22 protein-coding genes are annotated in these 20,870 nt (G+C 71.3%); 10 read left to right on the top strand and 12 right to left on the bottom strand.

The genetic code is table 11. The features are described 5' to 3' along the window. The first annotated feature begins 158 nt into the window (after positions 1-158). The 5 genes from OG959_RS01605 (at position 159) to OG959_RS01625 (ending at position 4,061) form a co-directional block, all read left to right on the top strand. Positions 159-788, top strand: coding sequence for a TetR/AcrR family transcriptional regulator (locus tag OG959_RS01605; RefSeq protein ID WP_326656160.1), 630 nt, complete (start codon positions 159-161; stop codon positions 786-788). Between the two features lie 216 nt (positions 789-1,004). Beyond that, complete coding sequence (locus tag OG959_RS01610; RefSeq protein WP_326656161.1) at positions 1,005-2,018, top strand: SPFH domain-containing protein; 1,014 nt, start codon at positions 1,005-1,007, stop codon at positions 2,016-2,018. Next, positions 2,015-2,914, top strand: a complete 900-nt coding sequence (locus OG959_RS01615; protein ID WP_326656162.1) for a hypothetical protein — start codon at positions 2,015-2,017, stop codon at positions 2,912-2,914. Before OG959_RS01610 ends, OG959_RS01615 begins: the two co-directional genes overlap by 4 nt. Positions 2,915-2,994: 80 nt before the next feature. Next, positions 2,995-3,510, top strand: a complete 516-nt coding sequence (locus OG959_RS01620) for a nucleotide triphosphate diphosphatase NUDT15 (protein WP_326656163.1) — start codon at positions 2,995-2,997, stop codon at positions 3,508-3,510. A gap of 56 nt (positions 3,511-3,566) precedes the next feature. Further along, the gene (locus tag OG959_RS01625; protein WP_326656164.1) at positions 3,567-4,061 is read left to right on the top strand and encodes an FBP domain-containing protein; all 495 of its coding nucleotides are present in this window, start codon (positions 3,567-3,569) and stop codon (positions 4,059-4,061) included. Positions 4,062-4,245: 184 nt separating this feature from the next. Here the strand turns inward: OG959_RS01625 and OG959_RS01630 are convergent, their stop codons facing one another. The 6 genes from OG959_RS01630 to OG959_RS01655 are packed head-to-tail and all read right to left on the bottom strand — an operon-like array spanning position 4,246 to position 11,015. Then, entirely contained in the window at positions 4,246-5,982 is a 1,737-nt protein-coding gene (locus tag OG959_RS01630; RefSeq protein WP_326656165.1) for a CocE/NonD family hydrolase, read from the bottom strand. A 17-nt stretch (positions 5,983-5,999) separates the two neighbouring features. Next, entirely contained in the window at positions 6,000-6,938 is a 939-nt protein-coding gene (locus tag OG959_RS01635; RefSeq protein WP_326656166.1) for an MBL fold metallo-hydrolase, read from the bottom strand. A gap of 43 nt (positions 6,939-6,981) precedes the next feature. Next, complete coding sequence (locus tag OG959_RS01640) at positions 6,982-7,905, bottom strand: alpha/beta hydrolase (protein WP_326656167.1); 924 nt, start codon at positions 7,903-7,905, stop codon at positions 6,982-6,984. Between the two features lie 4 nt (positions 7,906-7,909). Then, complete coding sequence (locus OG959_RS01645) at positions 7,910-9,025, bottom strand: FAD-dependent monooxygenase (RefSeq protein ID WP_326656168.1); 1,116 nt, start codon at positions 9,023-9,025, stop codon at positions 7,910-7,912. Between the two features lie 11 nt (positions 9,026-9,036). Further along, entirely contained in the window at positions 9,037-9,990 is a 954-nt protein-coding gene (locus OG959_RS01650; protein ID WP_326656169.1) for a phosphotriesterase family protein, read from the bottom strand. 50 nt (positions 9,991-10,040) lie between these two features. Further along, positions 10,041-11,015 (bottom strand): phosphotriesterase, encoded by a 975-nt coding sequence (locus OG959_RS01655; protein ID WP_326656170.1) that lies wholly within the window; start codon positions 11,013-11,015, stop codon positions 10,041-10,043. Between the two features lie 220 nt (positions 11,016-11,235). On the opposite strand from OG959_RS01655, the gene OG959_RS01660 reads away from it, so the two are divergent. Genes OG959_RS01660 through OG959_RS01675 form a run of 4 tightly spaced genes read left to right on the top strand, consistent with a single transcriptional unit; the run spans position 11,236 to position 14,669 of the window. Continuing rightward, positions 11,236-12,408, top strand: coding sequence for a cytochrome P450 (locus tag OG959_RS01660; protein ID WP_326656171.1), 1,173 nt, complete (start codon positions 11,236-11,238; stop codon positions 12,406-12,408). Next, entirely contained in the window at positions 12,405-12,593 is a 189-nt protein-coding gene (locus OG959_RS01665) for a ferredoxin (protein ID WP_326656172.1), read from the top strand. Before OG959_RS01660 ends, OG959_RS01665 begins: the two co-directional genes overlap by 4 nt. Then, a complete protein-coding gene (locus OG959_RS01670; protein ID WP_326656173.1) occupies positions 12,590-13,732 on the top strand; it encodes an NAD(P)/FAD-dependent oxidoreductase in 1,143 nt (380 codons plus the stop codon). The genes OG959_RS01665 and OG959_RS01670 overlap by 4 nt, the downstream gene beginning before the upstream one ends. A gap of 10 nt (positions 13,733-13,742) precedes the next feature. After that, positions 13,743-14,669: a LysR family transcriptional regulator gene (locus OG959_RS01675; RefSeq protein WP_326656174.1), complete on the top strand. Its 927-nt coding sequence runs from the start codon at positions 13,743-13,745 to the stop codon at positions 14,667-14,669. 59 nt (positions 14,670-14,728) lie between these two features. Here OG959_RS01675 and OG959_RS01680 read toward each other — a convergent pair whose 3' ends face one another. The 6 genes from OG959_RS01680 to OG959_RS01705 all read right to left on the bottom strand — a co-directional run bounded on the left by OG959_RS01680 (position 14,729) and on the right by OG959_RS01705 (position 19,749). After that, complete coding sequence (locus tag OG959_RS01680; protein ID WP_285572731.1) at positions 14,729-15,337, bottom strand: TetR/AcrR family transcriptional regulator; 609 nt, start codon at positions 15,335-15,337, stop codon at positions 14,729-14,731. A gap of 108 nt (positions 15,338-15,445) precedes the next feature. Beyond that, positions 15,446-15,664 carry a hypothetical protein gene (locus OG959_RS38615; RefSeq protein ID WP_442805525.1) on the bottom strand — a complete coding sequence of 73 codons (219 nt, stop codon included), beginning with the start codon at positions 15,662-15,664 and terminating at the stop codon, positions 15,446-15,448. Beyond that, positions 15,661-16,965, bottom strand: a complete 1,305-nt coding sequence (locus OG959_RS01690; protein WP_326656175.1) for an FAD-dependent oxidoreductase — start codon at positions 16,963-16,965, stop codon at positions 15,661-15,663. The genes OG959_RS38615 and OG959_RS01690 overlap by 4 nt, the downstream gene beginning before the upstream one ends. Before the next feature lie 62 nt (positions 16,966-17,027). Next, positions 17,028-17,735, bottom strand: a complete 708-nt coding sequence (locus OG959_RS01695) for a maleylpyruvate isomerase family mycothiol-dependent enzyme (RefSeq protein ID WP_326656176.1) — start codon at positions 17,733-17,735, stop codon at positions 17,028-17,030. Next, positions 17,735-18,583, bottom strand: a complete 849-nt coding sequence (locus OG959_RS01700; RefSeq protein ID WP_326656177.1) for a fumarylacetoacetate hydrolase family protein — start codon at positions 18,581-18,583, stop codon at positions 17,735-17,737. The genes OG959_RS01695 and OG959_RS01700 overlap by 1 nt, the downstream gene beginning before the upstream one ends. Beyond that, positions 18,580-19,749, bottom strand: coding sequence for a cupin domain-containing protein (locus tag OG959_RS01705; protein WP_326656178.1), 1,170 nt, complete (start codon positions 19,747-19,749; stop codon positions 18,580-18,582). The genes OG959_RS01700 and OG959_RS01705 overlap by 4 nt, the downstream gene beginning before the upstream one ends. Before the next feature lie 111 nt (positions 19,750-19,860). Between OG959_RS01705 and OG959_RS01710 the strand changes: the two genes are divergently transcribed. Next, positions 19,861-20,637 (top strand): IclR family transcriptional regulator, encoded by a 777-nt coding sequence (locus OG959_RS01710; RefSeq protein ID WP_326656179.1) that lies wholly within the window; start codon positions 19,861-19,863, stop codon positions 20,635-20,637. Positions 20,638-20,870: the final 233 nt, after the last annotated feature.

A 20,870-nucleotide genomic window follows, 5' to 3' on the forward strand; every position in this document is an offset into this window, starting at 1 on the left:
TGCCCCTTTGCTGACGAAGCGGTGTTTCGGTGGCAGGGACGGATCCGCGCCGTATCGATACGCCAGTGTACCGATACGGAGGCGTATCGGAACACTCGCGTATCGGTACACTGACGTATCGATGGACCTCGTCGCAGAGTCGCAGAGAGGGAAAGCGCATGTCGTCGCTGGAAACGGAGCCGGAGCAGGCCACCGCGTCGCGCCGGTCGAAGATCACACCGGAGCGGGCCCAGGAGCTCTACACGGCCGTGCTCGACATGCTGAGGGAGAGCGGCTACGAGTCGCTCACCATGGAAGGGGTCGCCTCCCGGTCCCGCTGCGGCAAGTCCACGCTCTACCGCCAGTGGGGCTCGAAACCCGAGCTGGTCGTCGCGGCACTGCACGGGACCCGGCGCGGACTGCTCGGCCGGATCGACACGGGCACACTGGCCGGGGACCTGCGTGAGGCGGCGCGCGCCATCGGAGAGGGCTCCGGGCGTGACACACCTCTCATGCTGGCCCTCAGCCATGCCGCACTCCAGAGCCCCGAGCTGCTGTGCGCGCTGCGCGAGTCGCTGATCCTGCCCGAGCTGGCGGCGATCGACGCCATGGTCGCGCGCGGCGTGGAGCGTGGCGAGGTGGCCGCGGACAACCCGGCCGCGGAGTTCGTCTCCGCCCAGCTGCTGGGCGTGATGCGCGCCCGGCCGCTGCTGGACTGCGCCTACGCGGACGAGACGTTCCTCGTCCGCTTCGTGGAGGGCGCGGTCTTTCCCGCACTCGGCCTGGACGCGCGGGCGTCCGGGTCCTGACAGACGTGGGCCGTCGTCCCAGCGGATGACGACGGTCCGCCCGCGCCGCACCGTGGGGACGGGGGCGGCGCACCACCCGGGCGGCCGGTGACTTCCACGGAAGTCACCGGCCGCCCGCGTTCGGCCGCCGAGTTCTCGCTCCAGCCCTTCTCGTCCTCTTGACGATATGAGGCGTGGACCCATATCGTCTCCATGACGAGAATGAGGGGGTCCACCATGGCCGACATCACCCGGCGCTTCGGCTGGCGCCATCTGCGCTCAGCTCCCACCGCCCACATCCGCCACCACAAGCGCGGCCGGCTCGCCCACGACGGGGCGGGGCTGAGCTTCTGGTACCGGTCACTGAGCGCCGCGCTCTCCGAGGTCCCGGTGAACGACCGCGAGCTGGCCATGGCGTTCCACGCCCGTACCGCCGACTTCCAGGACGTCACCGTGCAGGCCACCGTCACGTACCGGATCAGCGATCCGGCCGAGGCGGCCGCACGCCTCGACTTCTCCGTCGACCCCGACACCGGCGCCTGGCGCGGCGCCCCGCTGGAGCAGATCGCGACGCTGCTGACCGAGACGGCCCAGCAGCACACGCTGGACGTCCTGGCCCGTACCCCGCTGGCCTCCGCGCTGGTGGACGGCGTCGCCTCGGTACGCGAACGAGTGGCGGCAGGCCTCGCCGATGAGCCCAGGCTCCCCGCCACCGGCATCGACGTGGTGGCGGTGCGTGTCGTCGCCATCCGCCCCGAGGCCGAGGTCGAACGCGCGCTGCGCACCCCCGCGCGCGAGCAGATCCAGCAGGAGGCCGACCGGGCCACCTACGAACGCCGGGCCGTGGCCGTCGAGCGCGAGCGGACGATCGCCGAGAACGAACTGGCCAGCCAGATCGAGCTCGCCCGGCGCGAGGAGCAGCTCGTCGAGCAGCGGGGCACCAACACCCGCCGGGAGGCCGAGGAGCACGCGGCGGCCGACGGAGTGCGCGCCGAGGCCGAAGCCGCGCGCACGGTCCGCCTCGCCCGTGCCGAGGCGGAGGCGGCCCGTGAGGTCGGCGCGGCCCGTGCCGAGTCGCAGGCGGCCTGGCTCCGGGTGCACGGAGAGGTGGCCCCGGCGACCCTGCACGCGCTGGCCGCGACCCGGCTCGCCGAGAACCTCCCGCGCGTCGAGAGCCTCACCCTCTCCCCCGACGTCCTCACCGGCCTGCTCACCAAGCTCGGCCGGACCGCGCCGGAGACCCGGGCGTGAGCCTGGCCCCGAGGGCGGTCCTGGTCCACCGCACCACCGAGTACGAGGAGTTGCTGGCCCGGCACGGCACGCACGGCCAGGCGGCGTTCTTCCTCTCCAGCCGGGGCCGGTCCATCGACGAGGTGGCCGGGCGGCATCGACGGACCCAGCAGGCGCTGGCCGATGTGGCGGCGGCCGTTCCGCTCCAGTGGCGCCACTCGCGGGTGGAGCGGGCGGATCTGGACCGGTTCCTGTTCGCACCCGAGGACGTGGTGGTCGTCGTCGGCCAGGACGGGCTGGTTGCCAACGCCGCCAAGTACCTCTCCGGCCAGCCGGTCGTGGGCATCGACACCGACCCCGGCCGCAACCCCGGCGTCCTGGTTCGCCACCGGCCGGGCGACGCGGCGGCCCTCCTGCGGGCGGCCGTGGCGCCGGGCGGCCCGGCGGACGAGCTCACCATGGTGGAGGCGGTGGCCGACGACACCCAGCGGCTGCTGGCCCTCAACGAGATCTACCTCGGCCCGTCCGGGCACCAGACGGCGCGCTACCGGCTCGGTGCCGGACCGGCGGACTCCCCTGCCGAGTCGCAGGCCTCGTCCGGTGTCCTGGTCGGCACGGGCACCGGCGCCACCGGGTGGCTGCGCTCCCTGTGGCAGGAACGCCGCAGCCCGCTCGCCCTGCCCGCGCCGACCGACCCCCGGCTGCTCTGGTTCGTCCGGGAGGCCTGGCCGTCGCCGGCGACGGGCACCTCACTCGTCTCGGGTGAGCTGGGCAGCGGTCAGGGACTGCGGCTGACCGTCGAGTCCGACCGGCTGGTGGTCTTCGGCGACGGCATGGAGACCGACGCGCTGGAGCTGACCTGGGGCCAGACCGTACGGCTCGGCATCTCGGCCACCTCGCTGCGGCTGACGGTGTGAGCGCGGCCGGGGCCTCGCGCACCGGCCGCACCCGTACGCTCGATGCCTCGCACCGGTCAGCGAACCCCCTGAGGAGAACCATGGACACGGTCCCCGCCCGCAACTCCCGCCCGCCGCTGGCACAGGCGGCACTGGGTGTCGGGGTGCTGGTGCAGGACGGGCAGGGGCAGATCCTGCTCGGGCGGCACCACAGCGGCACCTGGGAGCTGCCGGGCGGCAAGGTCGATCCGACGCATGAGTCGATCGCGGCGGCGGCCGTGCGGGAGCTGCGGGAGGAAACGGGCCTGGAGGCCGCCGAACGCGAGGTGCGCGTCTTCGCGATGCTGCACGACGCGGTCCACGGCATCAACCGGGTGACGATGGCCGCGCTGGTGACCGTCGGGGACGGCACCGCGCGGGTGACCGAACCCCATCTGATCAGCACCTGGCAGTGGATCCGGCCCGAGGACCTGCCCGCACCGCTCTTCGATCCCTCGGCGCAGATCATCGCGGCCTGGCGCCCCGACCTCGGGATCGCGCACCCGCCCGTGCACCGGCTGGACATCGCGACCGGGAGCCCCGGCAGCACCGGGAGCCCCGAAAGCACTCAGGCATAGCCCTATATCCATTAATCATTTGCCTAGGGCTCATAGGCGGAGCTAGCGTCGTCGGTATGAAGGCCGTGACCGAGCAGGACATCCGCACATCGTTCGTCAATTGCTCCAAGGGAGAAGCAGGGCGTCTGCCGCTGCCCCGCGATCTCGACGAGCTGCCGTGGGACGATCTCGACTTCCTGGGGTGGCGTGATCTCTCCGCCCCCGGGCGCAGCTACATCGTCACCGAGCACGAGGGCCGGCTGACCGGCATCTCGCTCCGCTTCCCCTCCCAGCAGCGCGGGTTCCTCCACCGCAGCATGTGCTCGCTGTGTCTGACCACGCACCCGGGCAGCGGCGTGTCGCTGCAGACCGCCCGCAAGGCGGGCCCGGCGGGGCGTGAGGGCAACTCGGTCGGTCTGTACATGTGCACCGACCTGGCCTGCTCGCTCTACGTGCGCGGGAAGAAGGCCGTGGCCTCGGGCGCCCGTTTCAAGGAGTCGCTGACCGTGGAGGAGCAGATCGACCGTACGAAGGCGAATCTCTCGGCGTACGTCGCGAAGCTCCTCGGCTGAGCGGGGCGGGCACGACTGTGCCCGCCCCGACGCTCGACAGGGCGGGCGCGGCACGATGTGCGGGCCGGTCACCGCGCGGCGCGCCGTGCGGTGACCGGCCGCGTAGCGGGGCGCCGTGTTCCGCGTACCCGCGCCCCCCGGCACGTACCGCTGGGGACCGGACACGGGGACTTCCGCTGTGCGGTCACCTCCGGGACGGCCCAGGGCCTTTCGTGAAGGGAAGCACCAGCCGCGACGGGTGCGCGGCGTCGCGGTAGATCTTGTGCGTGACGGGACGGCCCACCGGCAGGTGGAAGGCGTCCGGCGGCAGCAGGGCGTTGTGCGCGTCGGCCAGTGGCTCGTCGTTGGACAGCTCCACGACCAGCTTGTGCCCGGGCAGGAACGTCGCCGCGAACGGATAGACGCGCAGGACGTACTCCTCGATCCTCCCCGGCTCGACCGGCACCGCGCGGGTGTGCGGGTGGTAGGGGTCGCCCTCCGTCGTGCGCTCCTCGTCGAGTTCGCGGTGCGAGGCCTTGAGGTAGGCGGTCGTGATGAGCTGACGCCGGCCGCCCGGGGCCTCGTCCCACATGCGCAGGATGAAGTTGGTGTCCGGCTGGTCGATCTCCGCGAAGATGTGCGCCGCGCCCTGACCGATCATCTCGGTGGGCTCGGTGAAGGGCTCGGTGCTCCAGTCGAGGATCTCCACCCTGTCCGTCACCGTCAGCGGTGCCTGGTAGAAGCCGTCGGGCGCGGCGTGCTCGGCGCCCATGAGCTCCGGCTCGAAGGAGAGCTTGCGGCGTGGACGCAGGTAGAGCGACTCGTACGTCACGTCCTTCGGCGGCCACTTCCCGCCGGTGACGGTCTCGCGCGAGCCCTCGACGTGCACGGTGACGGCCGGCTCGTCCATGATCCCGTTGTCGATGCCCTTGAGCCAGTACGCGTACCAGCGGAACATCTTGTCGTGCTCCTCGATGAAGGGGCGCGACTGCATCGGCGGGTAGGGGCCGATGTCGAGCTTCTTCGGGCCCTTCAACGCGTGGTAGGTCTCGATGGTGCCGTCCATCGTCCAGCCGCGGCCCTGGTCGATCTGGAGCCAGACCGGGATGTCGATGTTCGGCGCGAGCGTGAGGGGGTTGCGCTCCTCGTACCACTCGCCGTCGACCTCGTTCATGACGATGTCGAACCATGCCTCGTGGTTCTTCGGGTAGTTCAGCACGTGGAAGAGGTTCGGCCAGGCGGCCACGTCCGGGTCCTGGAGCCGCCTGGCGACGCGCTCCTTGATCTCCTCGGGCGAGAACGTCTCCAGCATGCGGGACTTGACGCCGTCGGTGAAGGCCCAGCCGGAGTCGCCGCCGCGGCCCTCGCGGGCGGCGCGCGGCATGAACCACATGATGCCGCCGTGGTAGGTCGTCTCGTAGAAGTCGTAGTGCCCGCCGCTGACGAAGATCGCCTTGAGGCTCGGGGGCCGCTCAGCCGCCGCCAGGACCTGCATCGAGCCGAAGTAGGAGATGCCGATCATGCCGACGTTCCCGTCGCACCACGGCTGCGCCGCGACCCACTCGATGAAGTCGTAGGCGTCCTGGCCCAGCGGGACGCCGCCGGCGTTGTAGTTGCCGATGTGCTCGCCCTCGGAGGCTCCGGAACCGCGCAGGTCGCCGATGACGTGGACGTAGTCCTCCTGGACGACGCGCGCGATGTCACCGGCCTCGATGCAGCCGTCCCACATCGGGCTCGGGCGCCGCTGCGGCGGAGTGGTGAGCGCGAGCGCCTGGAGCCCCTTGCCGTACGGGCTGAGCGCCACGAGCGCCGGCCGCGGCTTGTCGTCGACGCCGCTGTAGGTGTCGGCGGCGAGCACGACACCGTCGCGCATCGGCACGCGGAGATCCTTGGCGACGGCGATCTTCTGCCCGCCCGCCTGAATCGTCTGGTAGTCGGTCATGGTGCGAAGCTCCTGTGCTACGAGTTCTGGTGCTGCGTGCGGTATCCGTGCATCGAGGTGAAGAACGGCGACGGTTCGAGCGCGGGGTCGCCGGTGTAGCCGAGCTCCTCGGCGGCGGGGGCGAACGGGGAGTACGGCGATGCGGTCTCCCGCAGGCCGGCCTCCAGGCAGCCGCAGGCGGCTGCGCCGACCCGGCCCTCGGCTTCGAGGCTCTGGCCGAGGGCCTCCCGCGCCTGGGCGGCGTCGAGTTCGACGCCGTACGGGGTGCCGTCGGCGCGGCGGTACGGGTGCCCGAGGTACAGGCGTTCCGGACGCAGCTCGTCCCGCACGTACTCCAGTCCGGCGCGGTAGGCCGCCGGGTGGGTGTAGCCGGGGAAGCCGTTGGCGGCCCCGTGGACCTGGACGGCGTCGCCGACGAACACGGAGCGCTGTCCGTCGAGGGAGTAGGCGACCGATCCGGGGGTGTGGCCCGGGATCGCGTGCACCGAGACGGTGACATCGCCGCCGAGGGACAGGGTCTCCCCGCCGTTGACGAGCAGCGTGGGTTCCATCTCGCCGGATATGACGGCCCGGGTGGCCGCCGCGACCTTCCCCTCGCCCTCGGGATCCCCGAGGTACCGGCCCCGCCCGGCGAGGTACTCGTCGACGTGGGCCCGCCGCGAACGGAGCATCGGGGCGTCGGCCTCGTGGATGACCACCTGGGCCCGGCGGCCGGTGAGCTCCCACAGGGCGTGCGCCCCGCCGATGTGGTCGATGTGACCGTGGGTCAGCAGGATCCAGCGCACGTCCTCGATGCGCCGGCCGATCGCCTCCAGGGCGGGAGCCATCCCCTCGGCCGGGGATGAGGCGATCCCCGTGTCGACGATGGCCGGCTCGGGTGCGTCGACGTAGAAGCTGTAGAGGCCGAACCGGCCCCACGGCGAGAACAGGGGATGGACGTTGACTGCGTGCGACATGGTCTTCTCTTTCCGGACTCGTACGTGGGGCGGAGCGGCCGGGTCAGTGCCGGCCGAGGAAGGCGGCCGTCTCGTCGAACACCCGGTGGTACTCCGGGATCCAGGAGAAGTGCTGGACGAATCCGTGGCCCGCTCCCTCGTACCGGCTCACCGTCGCGTCCACGCCGGCCTCCCGCAGCAGCCGTCCGTAGAGCTCGCCCTCGTCGCGCAGCGGGTCGTGCTCCGCGGTGACGACGAGCGCCGGCGGCAGCCCGGTGAGGTCCGTCCGTCTGACCGGGGAGACGAGCGGGTCCGCGGGGTCGGCGCCGCTGTCGAGGTAGAAGGCGTTGAAGGGCTTCAGACCGGCCGTCTCCATGCCGTAGCCCACGGCGTTCTCGCGCAGCGAGGCGTAGCGGTCGGTGTCGAAGTCCAGGTCGAGGGACGGGTAGTAGAGGATCTGGTGGGTGATCCGGTGGAAGCCGTCGTCGTGGGCGCGGGCCGCGACGGCGGCGGCGAAGGTGCCGCCGGAGCTGTCGCCGGCGACGGCGAGCGTCGTGCCGTCCCAGGCCAGGCTCTCGCCCTCCTCGGCGGCCCAGCGCACGACCGCGTAGCAGTCGTCGAGACCGGCGGGGAACGCGGCTTCGGGTGCCAGCCGGTAGCCGACGGAGATGACCTTGAGCCCGGTCTCCTTCGCCAGTGAACGCGCGACGTGGTCGTGCGTGTCCAGGCTGCCGAGGAAGAACGCGCCGCCGTGGAAGTACACGAGCACGCCGTAGCGGTCGGCCTCGGCGGGCGTGTAGATCCGCACCGGTACGTCGCCCGCCGCGGTGCGCGCCGTCACGTCGTCGACCGCGTGGAGCGGCAGGCGCTCGTCGAGGGGCGGGACGTGTGCCTCGTCCCCGGCGCGCATGGCGACGGGGTCGAGCGGGCCCGGGGCGTGGGCCGGCAGGCCGGAGATGAACTTGGCTATCTCGGGATGCAGCGTCATGACGTCAGCCCTTCGCGCCGATGGACGCGGGCTTCTGCCCGGGGAAGACCTCGTCGATCTCGCCCTCGCTCCAGCCCTGGCGCGAGACGGCCTGCAGCTTGTCGGTCACCGGTTTCCGGGTGGCCTGGAACAGGGCCAGCGCCTCCTTCACGGAGTCCGCGTCCCGCAGGGCGTCGGCGAGTGCGCCGGCGTCCTCGACTGCGGAGTTCGCGCCCTGGCCCTGGTGGTGCAGCATCGAGTGCGCGGCGTCCCCCATCAGGACGACCGAGTCCGAGTGCCATGCGTCGATCGAGTCGATGTCGTACACGGCACGGATGTTCACGGCGTCCATGTCCAGATCGCGCGTGATGTTCACGAGGCGCTCGTCGAAGCCCTCCACCGTCGCCAGGAGGTCGTCCTTGGTGACCTCGGGGACCCAGGTGCCGTCCGGGCACAGGGCGGTGATGTCGAACGACACCTGGTTGCGGTGGCGCAGCGGCAGCAGATAGATCTTCGTGCCCCGGCCGATGTACATGCGGAGGTTGTCGTCGACGACCATCCCGTAGGCGTCGTCGGCGGAGATGACGGCGCGGTAGGCGTGCTCGCCGGAGAAGACCGGCTCCTTGTCGCTGAACAGTTCCCGGCGGACGACCGACTTGATGCCGTCGGCGCCGATGACCAGGTCGGCCTCGACGCTCGTACCGTTGGCGAAGGTGAGGACGGCGCCGTCGCCCTTGTCCTGGACACTCTCCAGCTTGTGGCCGAGGTGCACCATGCCCTCGGGGAGCACGCTCAGCAGAGCGTCGATGAAGTCACCGCGGTGGATGAGGTGGGTGTGGGTCTGCTCGCCGGCGACCGGCCACTCCTCTTTCATGATCGGATCGCCGGTGGGCGTGAGGATCTCGAAGATCTCGCTCGGCGAGCTCACCTTCGCGATCGCGTCGAAGATCCCCCACTCGCGGAACCGGTTCATCGTGGAGGGACGCAGACCGATGCCCGCGCCGGCCTCCCGGATCTGGTTGGCCTGCTCGTAGACGTTGACGTCCGCCCCGAGCAGGCTCAGGGCCTTGGCCGCCGACGCACCGCCGTACCCGGCTCCGACGATGGCGATCTTGAGGTTCTTGAGGTCTGAGAGCTGCATGGTGGTTCTCTCTACTTCTGGATGGTGAGGAAGGCGGCCGGGTTGTCCACGAAGACCGTCTTGATCGCGGCCTCGTCGAGACCCGCGTCACGGAGGTCCGGGATGAGGTCCTCGAAGATGTAGTTGACGGTGTGGCCCTTGACGCCCGGCCAGCCCAGCGCGCTGCAGTTGGCGTCGGCGGAGGCGAGGACCTGGGTCAGGCGCCCGTCGCCGATGAACCGGAGGAAGTGGTCCAGGCGTTCCTTGCGGGGGCGGGCCCAGAACGGCGGGTCCGGCAGCTCGGTCTCGTAGCCGAAGGTGTCGAAGCCGATGCGTCCGCCCTGCTCCGCGATCCAGACGTCGCGCGTCTTGTCGGCGTTCACGCCGTCGTCGACGTGCCCGAACAGGACGCGGTCCAGCGGGAGTCCCTCTTCGGCGAAGATCGCGATGGCGTTCTCGGCGTCGATCGCGAGGTGGGTCAGGATCGGCACGCCGGTGGCGAGCGAGGCGCGGGCCGCGGCGCGGTAGATGCGCTTGTCCAGGTCCGTCATGCGGCCGCCGCGGCTCACGCCGACCTTGATGACGCCCGCGAGACTGCCGGTGTTGCCGATGCCGACGGTGATCTCGTGGACGAACTGCCGGGTCAGGTAGTCCACATCGGCCCTGGCGAAGTGCGGCAGGGCGGTGTCGCCGCCGACGAAGCCGGTGCAGGCGACGATGTGCACGCCGGTCTTCGCCGAGAGCGACTTGTAGTAGTCCACGTCGCGGCCGTTGCAGATCCCGGTCGCGTCGACGAAGGTCCCGCCGCCGTACTCGTGGAACGCGCGCAGCTTCGGGACGGTCTCCTGGTACCGCTGCTCGGGGGACTTCCACCACTTCGTGTCCAGCTCGGAGCCGGGCATGCCGTAGCCAATGTGCTCATGGATGGCCACGAGGCCCAGTTCCTCGGCCGGGATCGTCCCGAGGACGGTGTTCACTCTCGACACAACACTCACCTTTGAATGAAGAGACTTGATGGTCGTGCGCGTCGGTGCGCTCAGCGCACCGACAGCAGGTCGCGCGGGTTGTCCACGAGAATCCGCTGCGCGTCCTCGTCGCTGAGACCCCGTGCCTTCAGGAGCGGGACGAAAGTGGTCAGGATGTAGCTGTACGGCAGGTCGTTGCCGTCGTGGCCCTTCGCCACCCCGGTCGCGCCGCTCGACAGCAGCACCCGGTTGCCGTGGCCGTCCCGGACGAGTCCGGCGACCAGTGCGGCGCGCTCGGCGTCGCTGATGTGGTCCTCGTCCCGGACGCCGACGTGGTCGATCGCCACGTAGGCGCCACGGCGGGCGACCTCCTGGGGAGCGCCTGCGGCGACGGCGTCCTTGCGGTCGAGTCCGGCGACGACGACGCGGTCGGCCGGCAGCTTCTCGTCCAGGGCGACGCCGAGGTCGTGCAGGGCGTCGCCGCCGTAACGGACGGAGAGCGCGACGCCTGTGCCGAGGGCGGTCCGGGCCGCACCGCGCAGCAGGCTCTCGTCGGTGGCCGTCATGCCCGCAGGGGTCGCGACGGTGGCGACCAGACCGGCGGCGCCGCGTCGCTCCACGCGCGGGACGACCATGCCTTCGGTGACCTCCCGGGTGAAGAGGTCGGCGAACTTCTCGGCCGGCCAGGGCGTCGGCGGGTTGGTCTGCGGCGTGAGGAAGTAGCCGCCCAGCAGTTCCTCCGGCCCCTGTCCCGTCGAGGCGACGATGTGCACACCGGTCGCGCGGGAGAGGGCCTCGTAGAGCCGGACGTCGCGGCCGTGGAACATCCCGGTGCTGTCGACGATCGTGCCGCCGCCATGGGTCCGGAAGTCCGTCAGCTTCGCGGCGAGGGTCTCGAAGACCTCCGCGCGGTCGATGGTGATGTCGAAGGCGTACTCCGCGCCCGGAACCACCGACAGCAGGGCCTCATGGACCGAGACGACGCCCAGATCCTCGGTAGGCACCGGCCCCAGAACGGTGTTCGCGGTGTTGGTCTTGACGCTCATGCCTGCCCTCACATGTACGGGTGGGGTGCATTGCACCTTGTGGCTGGCCTCACCGTAGCCATTCGCTTTACATCGCGTCAATGAATCAGACACCTAGAAAAAATAATCATCTGAGGGTGCGTTGAGGGCCTGCTGGGCAGGGGATACATCCATTTCCTGCATGTCTCGGCATGCCAATCATTCACTTGTTGGATGTGAGCGTGGCCACTTCACTGGACGCATGACCACCCCATGCGCCTCCGATATCGACCTCTTCTCGGACGAGGTCGTACTCGACCCCTATCCCGTCTACGCCGAGCTGCGGGAACAGGGCTCAGTCGTCCATCTCCCGAAGAACGACGTCCATGTGTTGACGCGGTACGAAGCCATCCGCGGCGCCCTCGCCGACTGGCAGTCGTTCTCCTCGGACTCCATCGGGTTCAACCCGATGGTCAACGAGGCCCTCAGCAGCACCTCGCTCGCGTCCGATCCGCCGGAGCACACGCAGTTGCGGGCCACGCTCACCGAGAACCTCTCACCACGCGCGCTGCGCGGGCTGAAGGGGCGCATCGAGGCCAAGGCCGACGCACTGGTCGCCGAACTCGTCGAACAGGGCAGCTTCGAGGCGATCGACGCCCTCGCCCGGGCGTTCCCCCTGGAGGTCGTCGCCGACCTGATCGGCTTCACCGGCCGGGCACGCGACAACATGCTGCGCTGGGGACAGGCCGCCATGCAGGTCATCGGTCCGATGAACCGGCGCACGACGGAGAACTTCCCGATCGCCGGCGAGCTCTACGCCTGGTGCTCCCAGGTCCGTGCCACCGATCTGGCCGAGGGGTCCGTGGGCCGCGGCATCTTCGACGCCGAAGCACGCGGCGCCATCGCACCCGGCTCGGCCGGCGCCATCATCCACCAGTACCTCGGTGCGGGAGTCGACACCACGGTGGCGGCCATCGGCAACATCATCGCCCTCTTCGGCTCGCACCCCGGCCAGCTCGACCTGATCCGCAAGGACCCCTCGCTGGTGCCGGCGGCGTTCAACGAGGTGCTTCGCTTCTGGGCCCCCGTGCACGCCTGGGGGCGCCGCGCCACCGAGGACGTCGAGATCGACGGGACCCTCATCCCGGCGGGTGCACAGGTCGCCGTCCTGTTCGGCGCCGGCAACCGCGACCCCCGGCACTTCGAGGACCCGGACACCTTCCTGGTCGAGCGCAATCCCGTCGACCACCTCTCGTTCGGCTACGGCCCGCACGGCTGCGCGGGCCAGGGGCTCGCCCGGCTGGAGGCCCATGCGGTGATCGACGCGCTGGCCCGGCGTGTGAAGTGCCTCGTGGTCGGACCCGAGGTCCGGGTCCCCGGCAACATCACCCGGAGCATCGAGGAGCTCCCCGTCCTGGAGGTGATTCCCGCATGAGGATCGTTCTCGACCGCCCCCGCTGCGAGGGCCACGGCCTGTGCGAGGAAGCAGCGCCGCAGCTCATGCACCTCGACGACGGCGGAGAGCTCGTCCTGGACCGGGAGGAGATCGGCAGTGCCGACACGGCCCCGGCGAACGCGGCCGTCCGCGTGTGCCCGGTCGCCGCGCTGAGGATCGCGTGAGCGGCGCCGGGCCGGCCCGTGTCGTGGTCGTCGGCAACGGGATCGCCGGGCTCACCGCCGCTGACACACTCCGCGAGGCCGGCTTCGACGGCGAGCTGACGATCGTCGGCGACGAACCGCACCCGGCGTACAGCCGCCCGGCGCTGTCCAAGGCGCTCCTGCTCGACGACGACCTGACGTCGCACGAGCTCCCCCCGTCCGGGCACGGGGCGACGGAGATCCTGGGCGTACGTGCGACCGGGCTGAACCTCGGCCGCCGGCTCGTCACGCTCGACGACGGAACCGCCCTGCCGTACGACCGCGTCGTCCTCGCCACCGGCTCCCGGGCGCGACGGCTGTCCGCCCTGCCCGGCGAGCTCACCCTGCGGGGTCTCGACGACGCCCTCCGTCTGCGGGGCCGGCTGGCGGCCGGGCCCTCGGTCGTCGTGGTCGGTGGGGGACCGCTCGGAATGGAGATCGCCTCCGGGTGCCTGGCCGCCGGCTGCCGGGTCACCCTCGTCTCCCAGGGGGTGCCTCTGTCGGTCCAGCTCGGGCCGTACCTCGCCGGTGTCTTCGTCAGGGCCGCGCTGGACCTGGGGCTCACCCTCGTGGAGACCGGATCGGCGTGCGTCGAAGGGGCCGGGAACAGCGCCCGGGCCGTGCTCGAGGGCGGCACGGTCCTCGAAGCGGACCTTCTCGTGTCCGCCGTCGGCGATATCCCCAACACGGAGTGGCTCGCGAACACGGGACTCGTCTCCCGGGGCGGCGTCATCCCGGTCGACGCGTGGGGGCTCGTGCGCCCCGATGTCGCGGCCGTCGGCGACCTCGCGGCCCTCCCCACCCCGTACGGACTGCGCCGCCTCCCCCTGTGGAGCAGCGCGATCGAGCAGGCGAAGACCGCCGCACGGGCGCTCCTCCACGGCGAGGACGCGCCGCCGCTCCGGCTCCAGCCGTACTTCTGGACCGAGCAGTTCGGACTGCGCCTCAAAGCGGTGGGCTTTCTGCCGCTGGAGGGGGAACCCGCGTACGTCGACGGCGGCCCCGGTGGCGAACCGGCGCTGATGCGCTGGTCCCACGCCGACGGCAGCGGCGCGGCCGTGGCGCTCAACTACCGGATCCCGATCCCCCGGCTGCGTCGGATGACCCGGGCGGACTCGTAAGGTTTGCTCCATGAACGACGGCGAAGAGGGCACCGCGGGTGCGGGGTTGGACCGGCTGGCATCGGTCAACCTCAACCTGCTGGTGCCGCTTCTCGCGCTGCTGGAGGAGGGCTCGGTGACCAGGGCGGCGAAGCGGGTCGGGCTGTCGCAGCCGGCGATGAGCCACGCCCTCACGCGCATGCGGCGGCTGCTGGGTGACGACCTCGTCGTCCGGCAGGGCACCGGCGTCACGCTCACCCCGCGCGCACTGGAGCTGATCGCACCGCTGCGCAGCGCCCTGGAGCAGACGGCACGCATCGTGGACTTCCCGAGCTTCGACCCGGCCACGGACCGGCGCGTCATCACGGTCGCCATGACGAACAGCACGGCGTTCGTCGTCGGCCCCCACCTGACCCGGCTCGTCGCCGAGCGCGCCCCGCACGCCACCTTGCGCGTGCGCACGATCACGGTACCGACCGAGGCCACCTTCACCGACCAGGGCGTCGATGTCGTGCTGCTCTCCGAGGGCCACTTCTCGCCGTACCCGCGCGAACGGCTGTACAACGACCGCTGTGTGGTGGTGGCCTCACCGGACACCCCGCCGGAGGCGAGCGCTCTCGAACTCCTCAGCACACAGCGGCACATCGTCGTCGACACCGAACGGCGCGTCTTTCCCTACGCGTTGCTGGAGGAGCACGGGATCACCTACCGGGTCGGTCAGCTGATCTCCGACTTCCTGCTGGTGCCGTTCCTGGTCGCCCGTGCCGGGGGTGGCGTCGCACTCCTGCGGTTCCAGGTGGCCACCGCCATGCGGGCGCTCACCGAGCTGCGGATCGAGGAGTTCCCGTTCCCTCTTCCGGGGCTCGGGATCGACATCGTCTGGAACCCCCGCCTGACCGATCAGTACTTCACTGAGTGGCTGCGGGCGCTGCTGTTCGACGCTGCGGCGCGTCTGTGAACTCGGCGGCGGGCGCCGGCCTGCAACGCCCGCCGCCGTGCCGGTGACCGAGGCCTCGGTCAGTGCAGCAGGCGTACCCAGCTGGTCCCGAGCTCGTCGAGCATCTGGTCGCGGGTGAGCTTCCACTCGGCGCGGTGCCAGTTCTGGGCGACGAAGTCGAGCTCGGCCATCGCCAGCACACCCCGGAAGTGGCGCTGATACGGCTCCAGGCGCCCGGCGGCCGCCAGCCCGTCCTCGATGTCGCCGATGGCCTCCTCCATCCATCGCTCGACCAGGTCGGTGAGTTCCGGATCGACCACCGCGGCGTCCCGGCCGATCCGGATGAGGGGCCAGATCGCCGGCCAGCTGTCGGCGGTACGGCGCAGCCAGTCCGTGATCGCCTCCGGCGATCCGTCGGCGACGGTGGCCACGAGGCCCTGCGCGGTGGAACCGTGCTCGGGCGATCCGACGCGCTGCAACACCTCGTTGAGCTGCTCGTCGATGAGGGCCTGCATCAGCTCGCTGCGGGAGGAGAAGTACGCGTAGAAGGTCGCCCGCGTCGTACCCGCCGCGGTCGCGATGTCGTCGACCGTGGTGACGGCGTACCCCTTCGCCTTGAACTGCTCGATTCCCGACTCCAGCAGCAGACGCCGGGTCATCTGCTTCTGTGCCTCACGAAGGTTCGCCATGACCGGATCCTAACGCGATGCGGTGCGGTGACCGCACGAGGCGGATGGGTACCACACAGACCGCACCGAGTCCTGACGCACCGTATACCGAACGGCTGCCGCGGCGGCTCATCGGATCAGGGCGGCGGCCAGCAGTTCCCGCAGCTCCTCGACCGTGATCCCGGCGCCGTCCCGGGTGAACAGCGTCATCATCACCAGGACCTCCCGGGCGCCGGCGGCCAGGTCCATCGCACCGCCGACGGCGGGAATGGCGTCCGGATCGCCGGTGTGCCAGTTGGCGACACCCGCGACGGCCTCGTCGGCCGTCGCGGCGATGGTCGTGATCACGCCGGGGCCACCTGGTGAGCGGCGTCGTCCCCGAGCCGGGCCGAAGAGAGCGGGATCGGGGTGAACATCGCGGGTTCCTCGTCGGGGTCCAGTGCGGTGGGGCCGTACACCCAGTCGGTGAAGGCGTAGTCGTGGGCGTCCCGGCCGCGCATGATCGCGTTGCGCCGCAGCCGCTTCTCCCCGTCCAGGTGCCACAGCTCGCCCCAGGCGCGGGCGGTGGTCTGCACCCGGCGGCAGTGCTCGACGCGGACGGCCTCGTACGAGGCGAGTACGGCGTCCCAGTCCGGTACCCGCGTGTGCGGCGCGGCGGTCTGGCGGGCGACGTGCCGGGCGAAGACCCAGCCGTCCTCGATCGCCATGACCGCGCCCTGCGCCATGTACTGGAGCGGCGGGTGGGCGGCGTCGCCGAGCAGGGCGATCCTGCCGTGCACCCAGGTCTCGACCGGATCGCGGTCCATCATCTGCCACCAGCGGTCGCGCCACATCAGGGGGATGCCCTTGCGCACGGTGTCGCAGGTGGCGGCGAAGGCCGCGTCCAGCTCGTCCGGGGTACCCCAGTCGTCCTGCCCCGCCAGGGCCTTCGGCGACTCGAACACGGCGACCTGGTTGAACATGTCGCCGCCGCGCAGCGCGTACTGCACGAAGTGGCAGCGCGGGCCGACGTGCACGGTGACGTCCTTCTCGGCGATGCCGTTGTCACGCACCTCGTCGATCGGGACGGCCGCGCGGTAGGCGACGTAGTCGGAACTGACCACGTCGTCGCCGACCAGTTTGCGCCGCGCCACCGAACGCAGTCCGTCGGCGGCGACGACCACCGGCGCCTCCTGGGTGCTGCCGTCCGCCAGGTGGATGCGGGCGCCGCCGTCGATGTGCTCGTAGTCGGTCACCGTCCGGTCGGTCAGCAGCTCCACACCGGCCCGGCGGCAGGCGCGCAGGAAGATGGCGTGCAGGTCGCTGCGGTGGATCACCATGTACGGGAAGCCGTAGCGCCGCTCCAGGTCCCGCAGGTCGAGCCGGGTCAGCTCGCGCGCGTCGAGGGCGTCGCGCATCACCATGTTCTCCGGGAGCACGCCCAGCTCCCTGGCTTCGTCGAGCAGGCCGTACTCGTCGAGGATGCGGGTGCAGTTGGGCGCGATCTGGAGGCCGGCCCCGACCTCGCCGAACTCGTGGGCGCGTTCGAGGACGCGCACGCGCAGTCCCTGCCGGGCGAGGGCGAAGGCGGAGCTGAGGCCGCCGATGCCTCCGCCGACGATGATCGCGTCGGGGTGGTCGCCGGTGGGGGGCGTCGCAGGGTGGTTCATCGTCTCTTCCTCGTATCGCGTGCGGGCTGCAGAAGGGGGCGGTGCGCTACCGGTCCGGCGGCTCAGAGCCAGCGGGCCAGGGCGGGCACGGGCCCGCCGTCCGGTGCGGTCAGTGCGTGCGCCCGCCCGGTGAGGTAGGCCGTGATCTCGTGGAGGTCGCCGACGGCGACGGTCGGCTCACCCTCCCCGGGGAGGGTCCAGAAGGCGCCGGTGCCGGTGGCCTCCAGCACCAGCGCCGGCCCGCCGTCCTTGGCGCGCTTGGCGACGACGTCGTCGCAGAGTGCGGCGAGGAAGCCGGCCGGCAGGTCGGCGAAGGACGGTCCGGTGCCCAGGTCGACCGCGTGGACGCACACCTCGCGGGCGCGCATCCAGGGCAGTTCGGTGGCGGGCACGGTGCGGCCCTGCGCGGTCACGACCGGGGACCGCCACTGCTCGTCGCCGAGAGCGGCCGTCGACCGGGCCAGCTCCTCCGCGGAGCGGCGCAGCCACGCGGTCAGTTCGGCGGCCGGCATCCCGGCGCCCCGCTCGATGCCGGCGGCACGCTCCTCGGGGGAGGCGTACATCGGCGTGCGTTCGCCGGTGGCGGCCCAGTGGACGAGGTGGCCCAGGGCATCGGCGTTGGCGGCGACGTGCGCGACCAGGTGCTTGCGGGTCCAGACCGGCAGGGTGCTCGGCTCGTCCAGGGCGTCGGCACCGAGGTCCGCCGCCCGGACGAACAGGGTGGTGCCGAGCCGCGCCCAGCTACGGGCTTCTTCGAACGTACGGGACATCAGGCGGACTTCTCCTTGACGACGCGGTTCTCCAGCCGGCCGAGGCCGTCGATCTCGGCGACGACGCTCTCGCCACCCAGCAGGTAACGCCCCGGCTTGCGGGCGTGCCCGACACCGCCCGGGGTGCCGGTGGCGATGATGTCGCCGGGGTTGAGGCGTGTGATCGTCGAGACGTACTCCACCAGCGCGACCGGGTCGAAGAGCAGGTCGGCGGTGGTGTCGGACTGCATGACCTCGCCGTCCACGGTCAGCCGGACGTCGAGAGCGGGGCGTACGCCGCCCGCCAGTTCGTCGGGGGTGACCAGGAAGGGGCCGACCGGGGTGCTGGAGTCCCACATCTTGCCCTGCAGCCACTCACGGGTACGGAACTGCCAGTCCCGGCAGGTGATGTCGTTCAGGACCGTGAACCCGGCGATCGCCTGCTCGGCCTCCTCGCCCCGGGCGCGGCGCACGCGCTTGCCGATGACCACGGCGAGCTCCACCTCCCAGTCGAACTGCTCGGTCTCGTCCGGCCGGAGGATGTCGTCACCGGCGCCGATGAGGGAGTCGGCGAACTTCGCGAACAGAGTGGGGTGCTCGGGCAGGTCCCGGCCCATCTCCGTGATGTGGGTGCGGTAGTTCAGCCCGACGCAGATCACCTTCGAGGGCTGCGGGACGACGGGGGCGTACTCGGCGCCTTCCGCGGGGTACGTCCCGGAGTTCCCGGCGGTGGCCGCGGCGGCGTGCCCGGCCCAGTCGTCCCGGCCGAGGAGGGTGCCCACGTCCGGGACGCCGAGGTCGATCAGGATGTCGCCGTCGAGCCGGACGGCCTTCGTGGTTCCGCCGGTACGGAGGGTGGCGAGCTTCATCGGGTGGTTCCTTCCACATGGGTGCGGTCGAGCCGGAGGGCTTCGAAGATCGGGGAGTCGCTGAAGCGGAACAGGTCCAGGGCGCCGGAGTCCGAGTCCGTGGCGCCGGCCTCGGACCGCACGGACAGGGGCTGCCAGGAGGGGACGACGAACAGGTCACCGCGCGTCACCGTCCAGGACTCCTCCCCGACGGTGACGGTGCCGGAGCCGTCGAAGACCTGGTAGACCGACGAGCCGGTCTCGCGGACCGGGGCGGTTTCCGCACCGCGCACGACGCGGTGCATCTCGGCGCGGATGGTGGGCAGCACATCGGCGCCGGTCGCCGGGTCGGCGAACCGTACGGCGGCGTGGCCGGCCTCGACGGTGCCGGTGAAGCCCTCCGCCTCCAGGGCGAGCTGGTCGCCGAGTGCGCGGTCGGTGTGCTCCCAGCGGTACGCCAGCAGGGGCGAGCCGGGGGCCGGTGCGGTGGCGGAGACCGGGCGCAGACCGGGGTGTCCCCACAGGCGTTCGGCGCGCGAGCGGTCGGGGGTCGTGTGCTCGGCCTCGCTGATCGCGTCGCGGCCGAACTCGAAGAACTGGGTCTCGTTCGCGTACTGGAACGGGATGTCGAGGCCGTCGATCCAGGCCATCGGCTCGGTGGTGGCGTTGTGGTGGGCGTGCATGTTCCATCCGGCCTGCGGCAGGAAGTCGCCGCGCCGCATGGCCACCGGATCGCCGCCCACGACCGTCCACACGCCCTCGCCCTCGACGACGAAGCGGAACGCGTGCTGGCTGTGGCGGTGCTCGGGGGCGTCCTCCCCCGGCATGAGGTACTGGATGGCGGCCCAGAGAGTGGGGGTCGCGAACGGCCGGCCGCCGAGGGAGGGGTTGGCCAGCGCGATGGCCCGGCGCTCGCCGCCGCGTCCGACCGGGACGATCTCGCCGGCCTGTGCCGCGAGCGCCCGCAGCTGTTCCCAGCGCCACACGTGCGGGACCGCACGCGAGCGTGGATGGGCCGGCATCAGATCGCCGATCTCGGTCCACAGCGGGACGAGGAGTTCCTGTTCGAAGCCCCGGTACAGCTCTTCGAGCTCCGGGGTGACCTTGGGCTGGTCCGCTGCGGAAACGGCCTGCAGCCGGACGGGGGAGCCCGTCGCGATGTCTGGGGCGGGAGAGGACTGAGTCACGGGCTCAGCGTGCGTCGTGTTCGCAGACAAGACATGTAGATTCTGGAGAGCAGAACTATCCGAGCGTGGCAGCGCAACCGAGGCCCGGCCGGGCCGCACCCGGAGGCCCCCGTGGACAAGCCGCTCAAGACGCCGCCGCCGTATCCGATCGCGAGCGTCGACCACGCCCTGCGGGCGGCGGCTCTGCTGCAGCTGGAGGGCGCGGCGACCGTCTCGCAGATCGCCGAACGGCTGGGGGTCGCCCGGTCCACCGCTCACCGGCTCCTGGCGATGCTCGTCTACCGGGACTTCGCCGTGCAGGACGAGAACCGCGTCTACCGGGCGGGCCCCGTCCTCGAACTCGCGGCACACTCGCAGTCCCAGGTCTCCCGGCTGCGGGCCGCCGCCCTCCCCCACCTGCACCGGCTGGTCGGCATCCTGGACGAGACCGCGAACCTCACCATCCGCACGGGGGACACGGCCAGGTTCATCGCCAGTATCGAGAGCCGGCAGGCGCTGCGGGTCGGATCCCGGGAGGGGATGGTGTTCGCGGCCCACCGCACCACCGCCGGGCTGCTGCTTCTCTCGGGCCTCGACGACGCCGAACTGGCGGAGATCTACTCCGCCGCGCGCTACCGCGACCGCCCCGCGGACCGTCCGGACCTCGCACAGCTGCGGAACGAGCTGACGCGCATCGCCCGCAACGGTTTCGCCGTGAACCAGGAACGCTCCGAGCGCGGGCTCGTCGCGGTGGGTGTCCCGGTGCACGACCGGGACGGGACGGCACAGGCGGGTCTGTCGGTGTCGATGCCCAGCGTGCGCTACGACTCCCACGAGCTTCCTTCACTGGTCGCCACCCTCAACGCCGCGGCGCGCGCGGTGGAATCGGATCTGGTCGCGGCGTACTGATCCGGCCGTCCGGACAGCTCCCACACAGCCTCGACCTACGTCGAGACAATTCACTTGAGTCTACGAACATTTCATTGACACAGCGTATGGCCAAGTGTCATTCTCCACGACACCGCGCCGGAATCGAGCCGTGTCTCCTTCCCCCTCAACCGTGAGCACGGCAGCGTCCGGCACCCACCTGTCCGCACGGAACGGGCCCGCGGCATCCGACGACAACCCCGTCGGTCTGCCCG

This window comes from Streptomyces sp. NBC_00385, assembly GCF_035917155.1.
Classification (GTDB): Bacteria; Actinomycetota; Actinomycetes; order Streptomycetales; family Streptomycetaceae; genus Streptomyces; species Streptomyces poriferorum.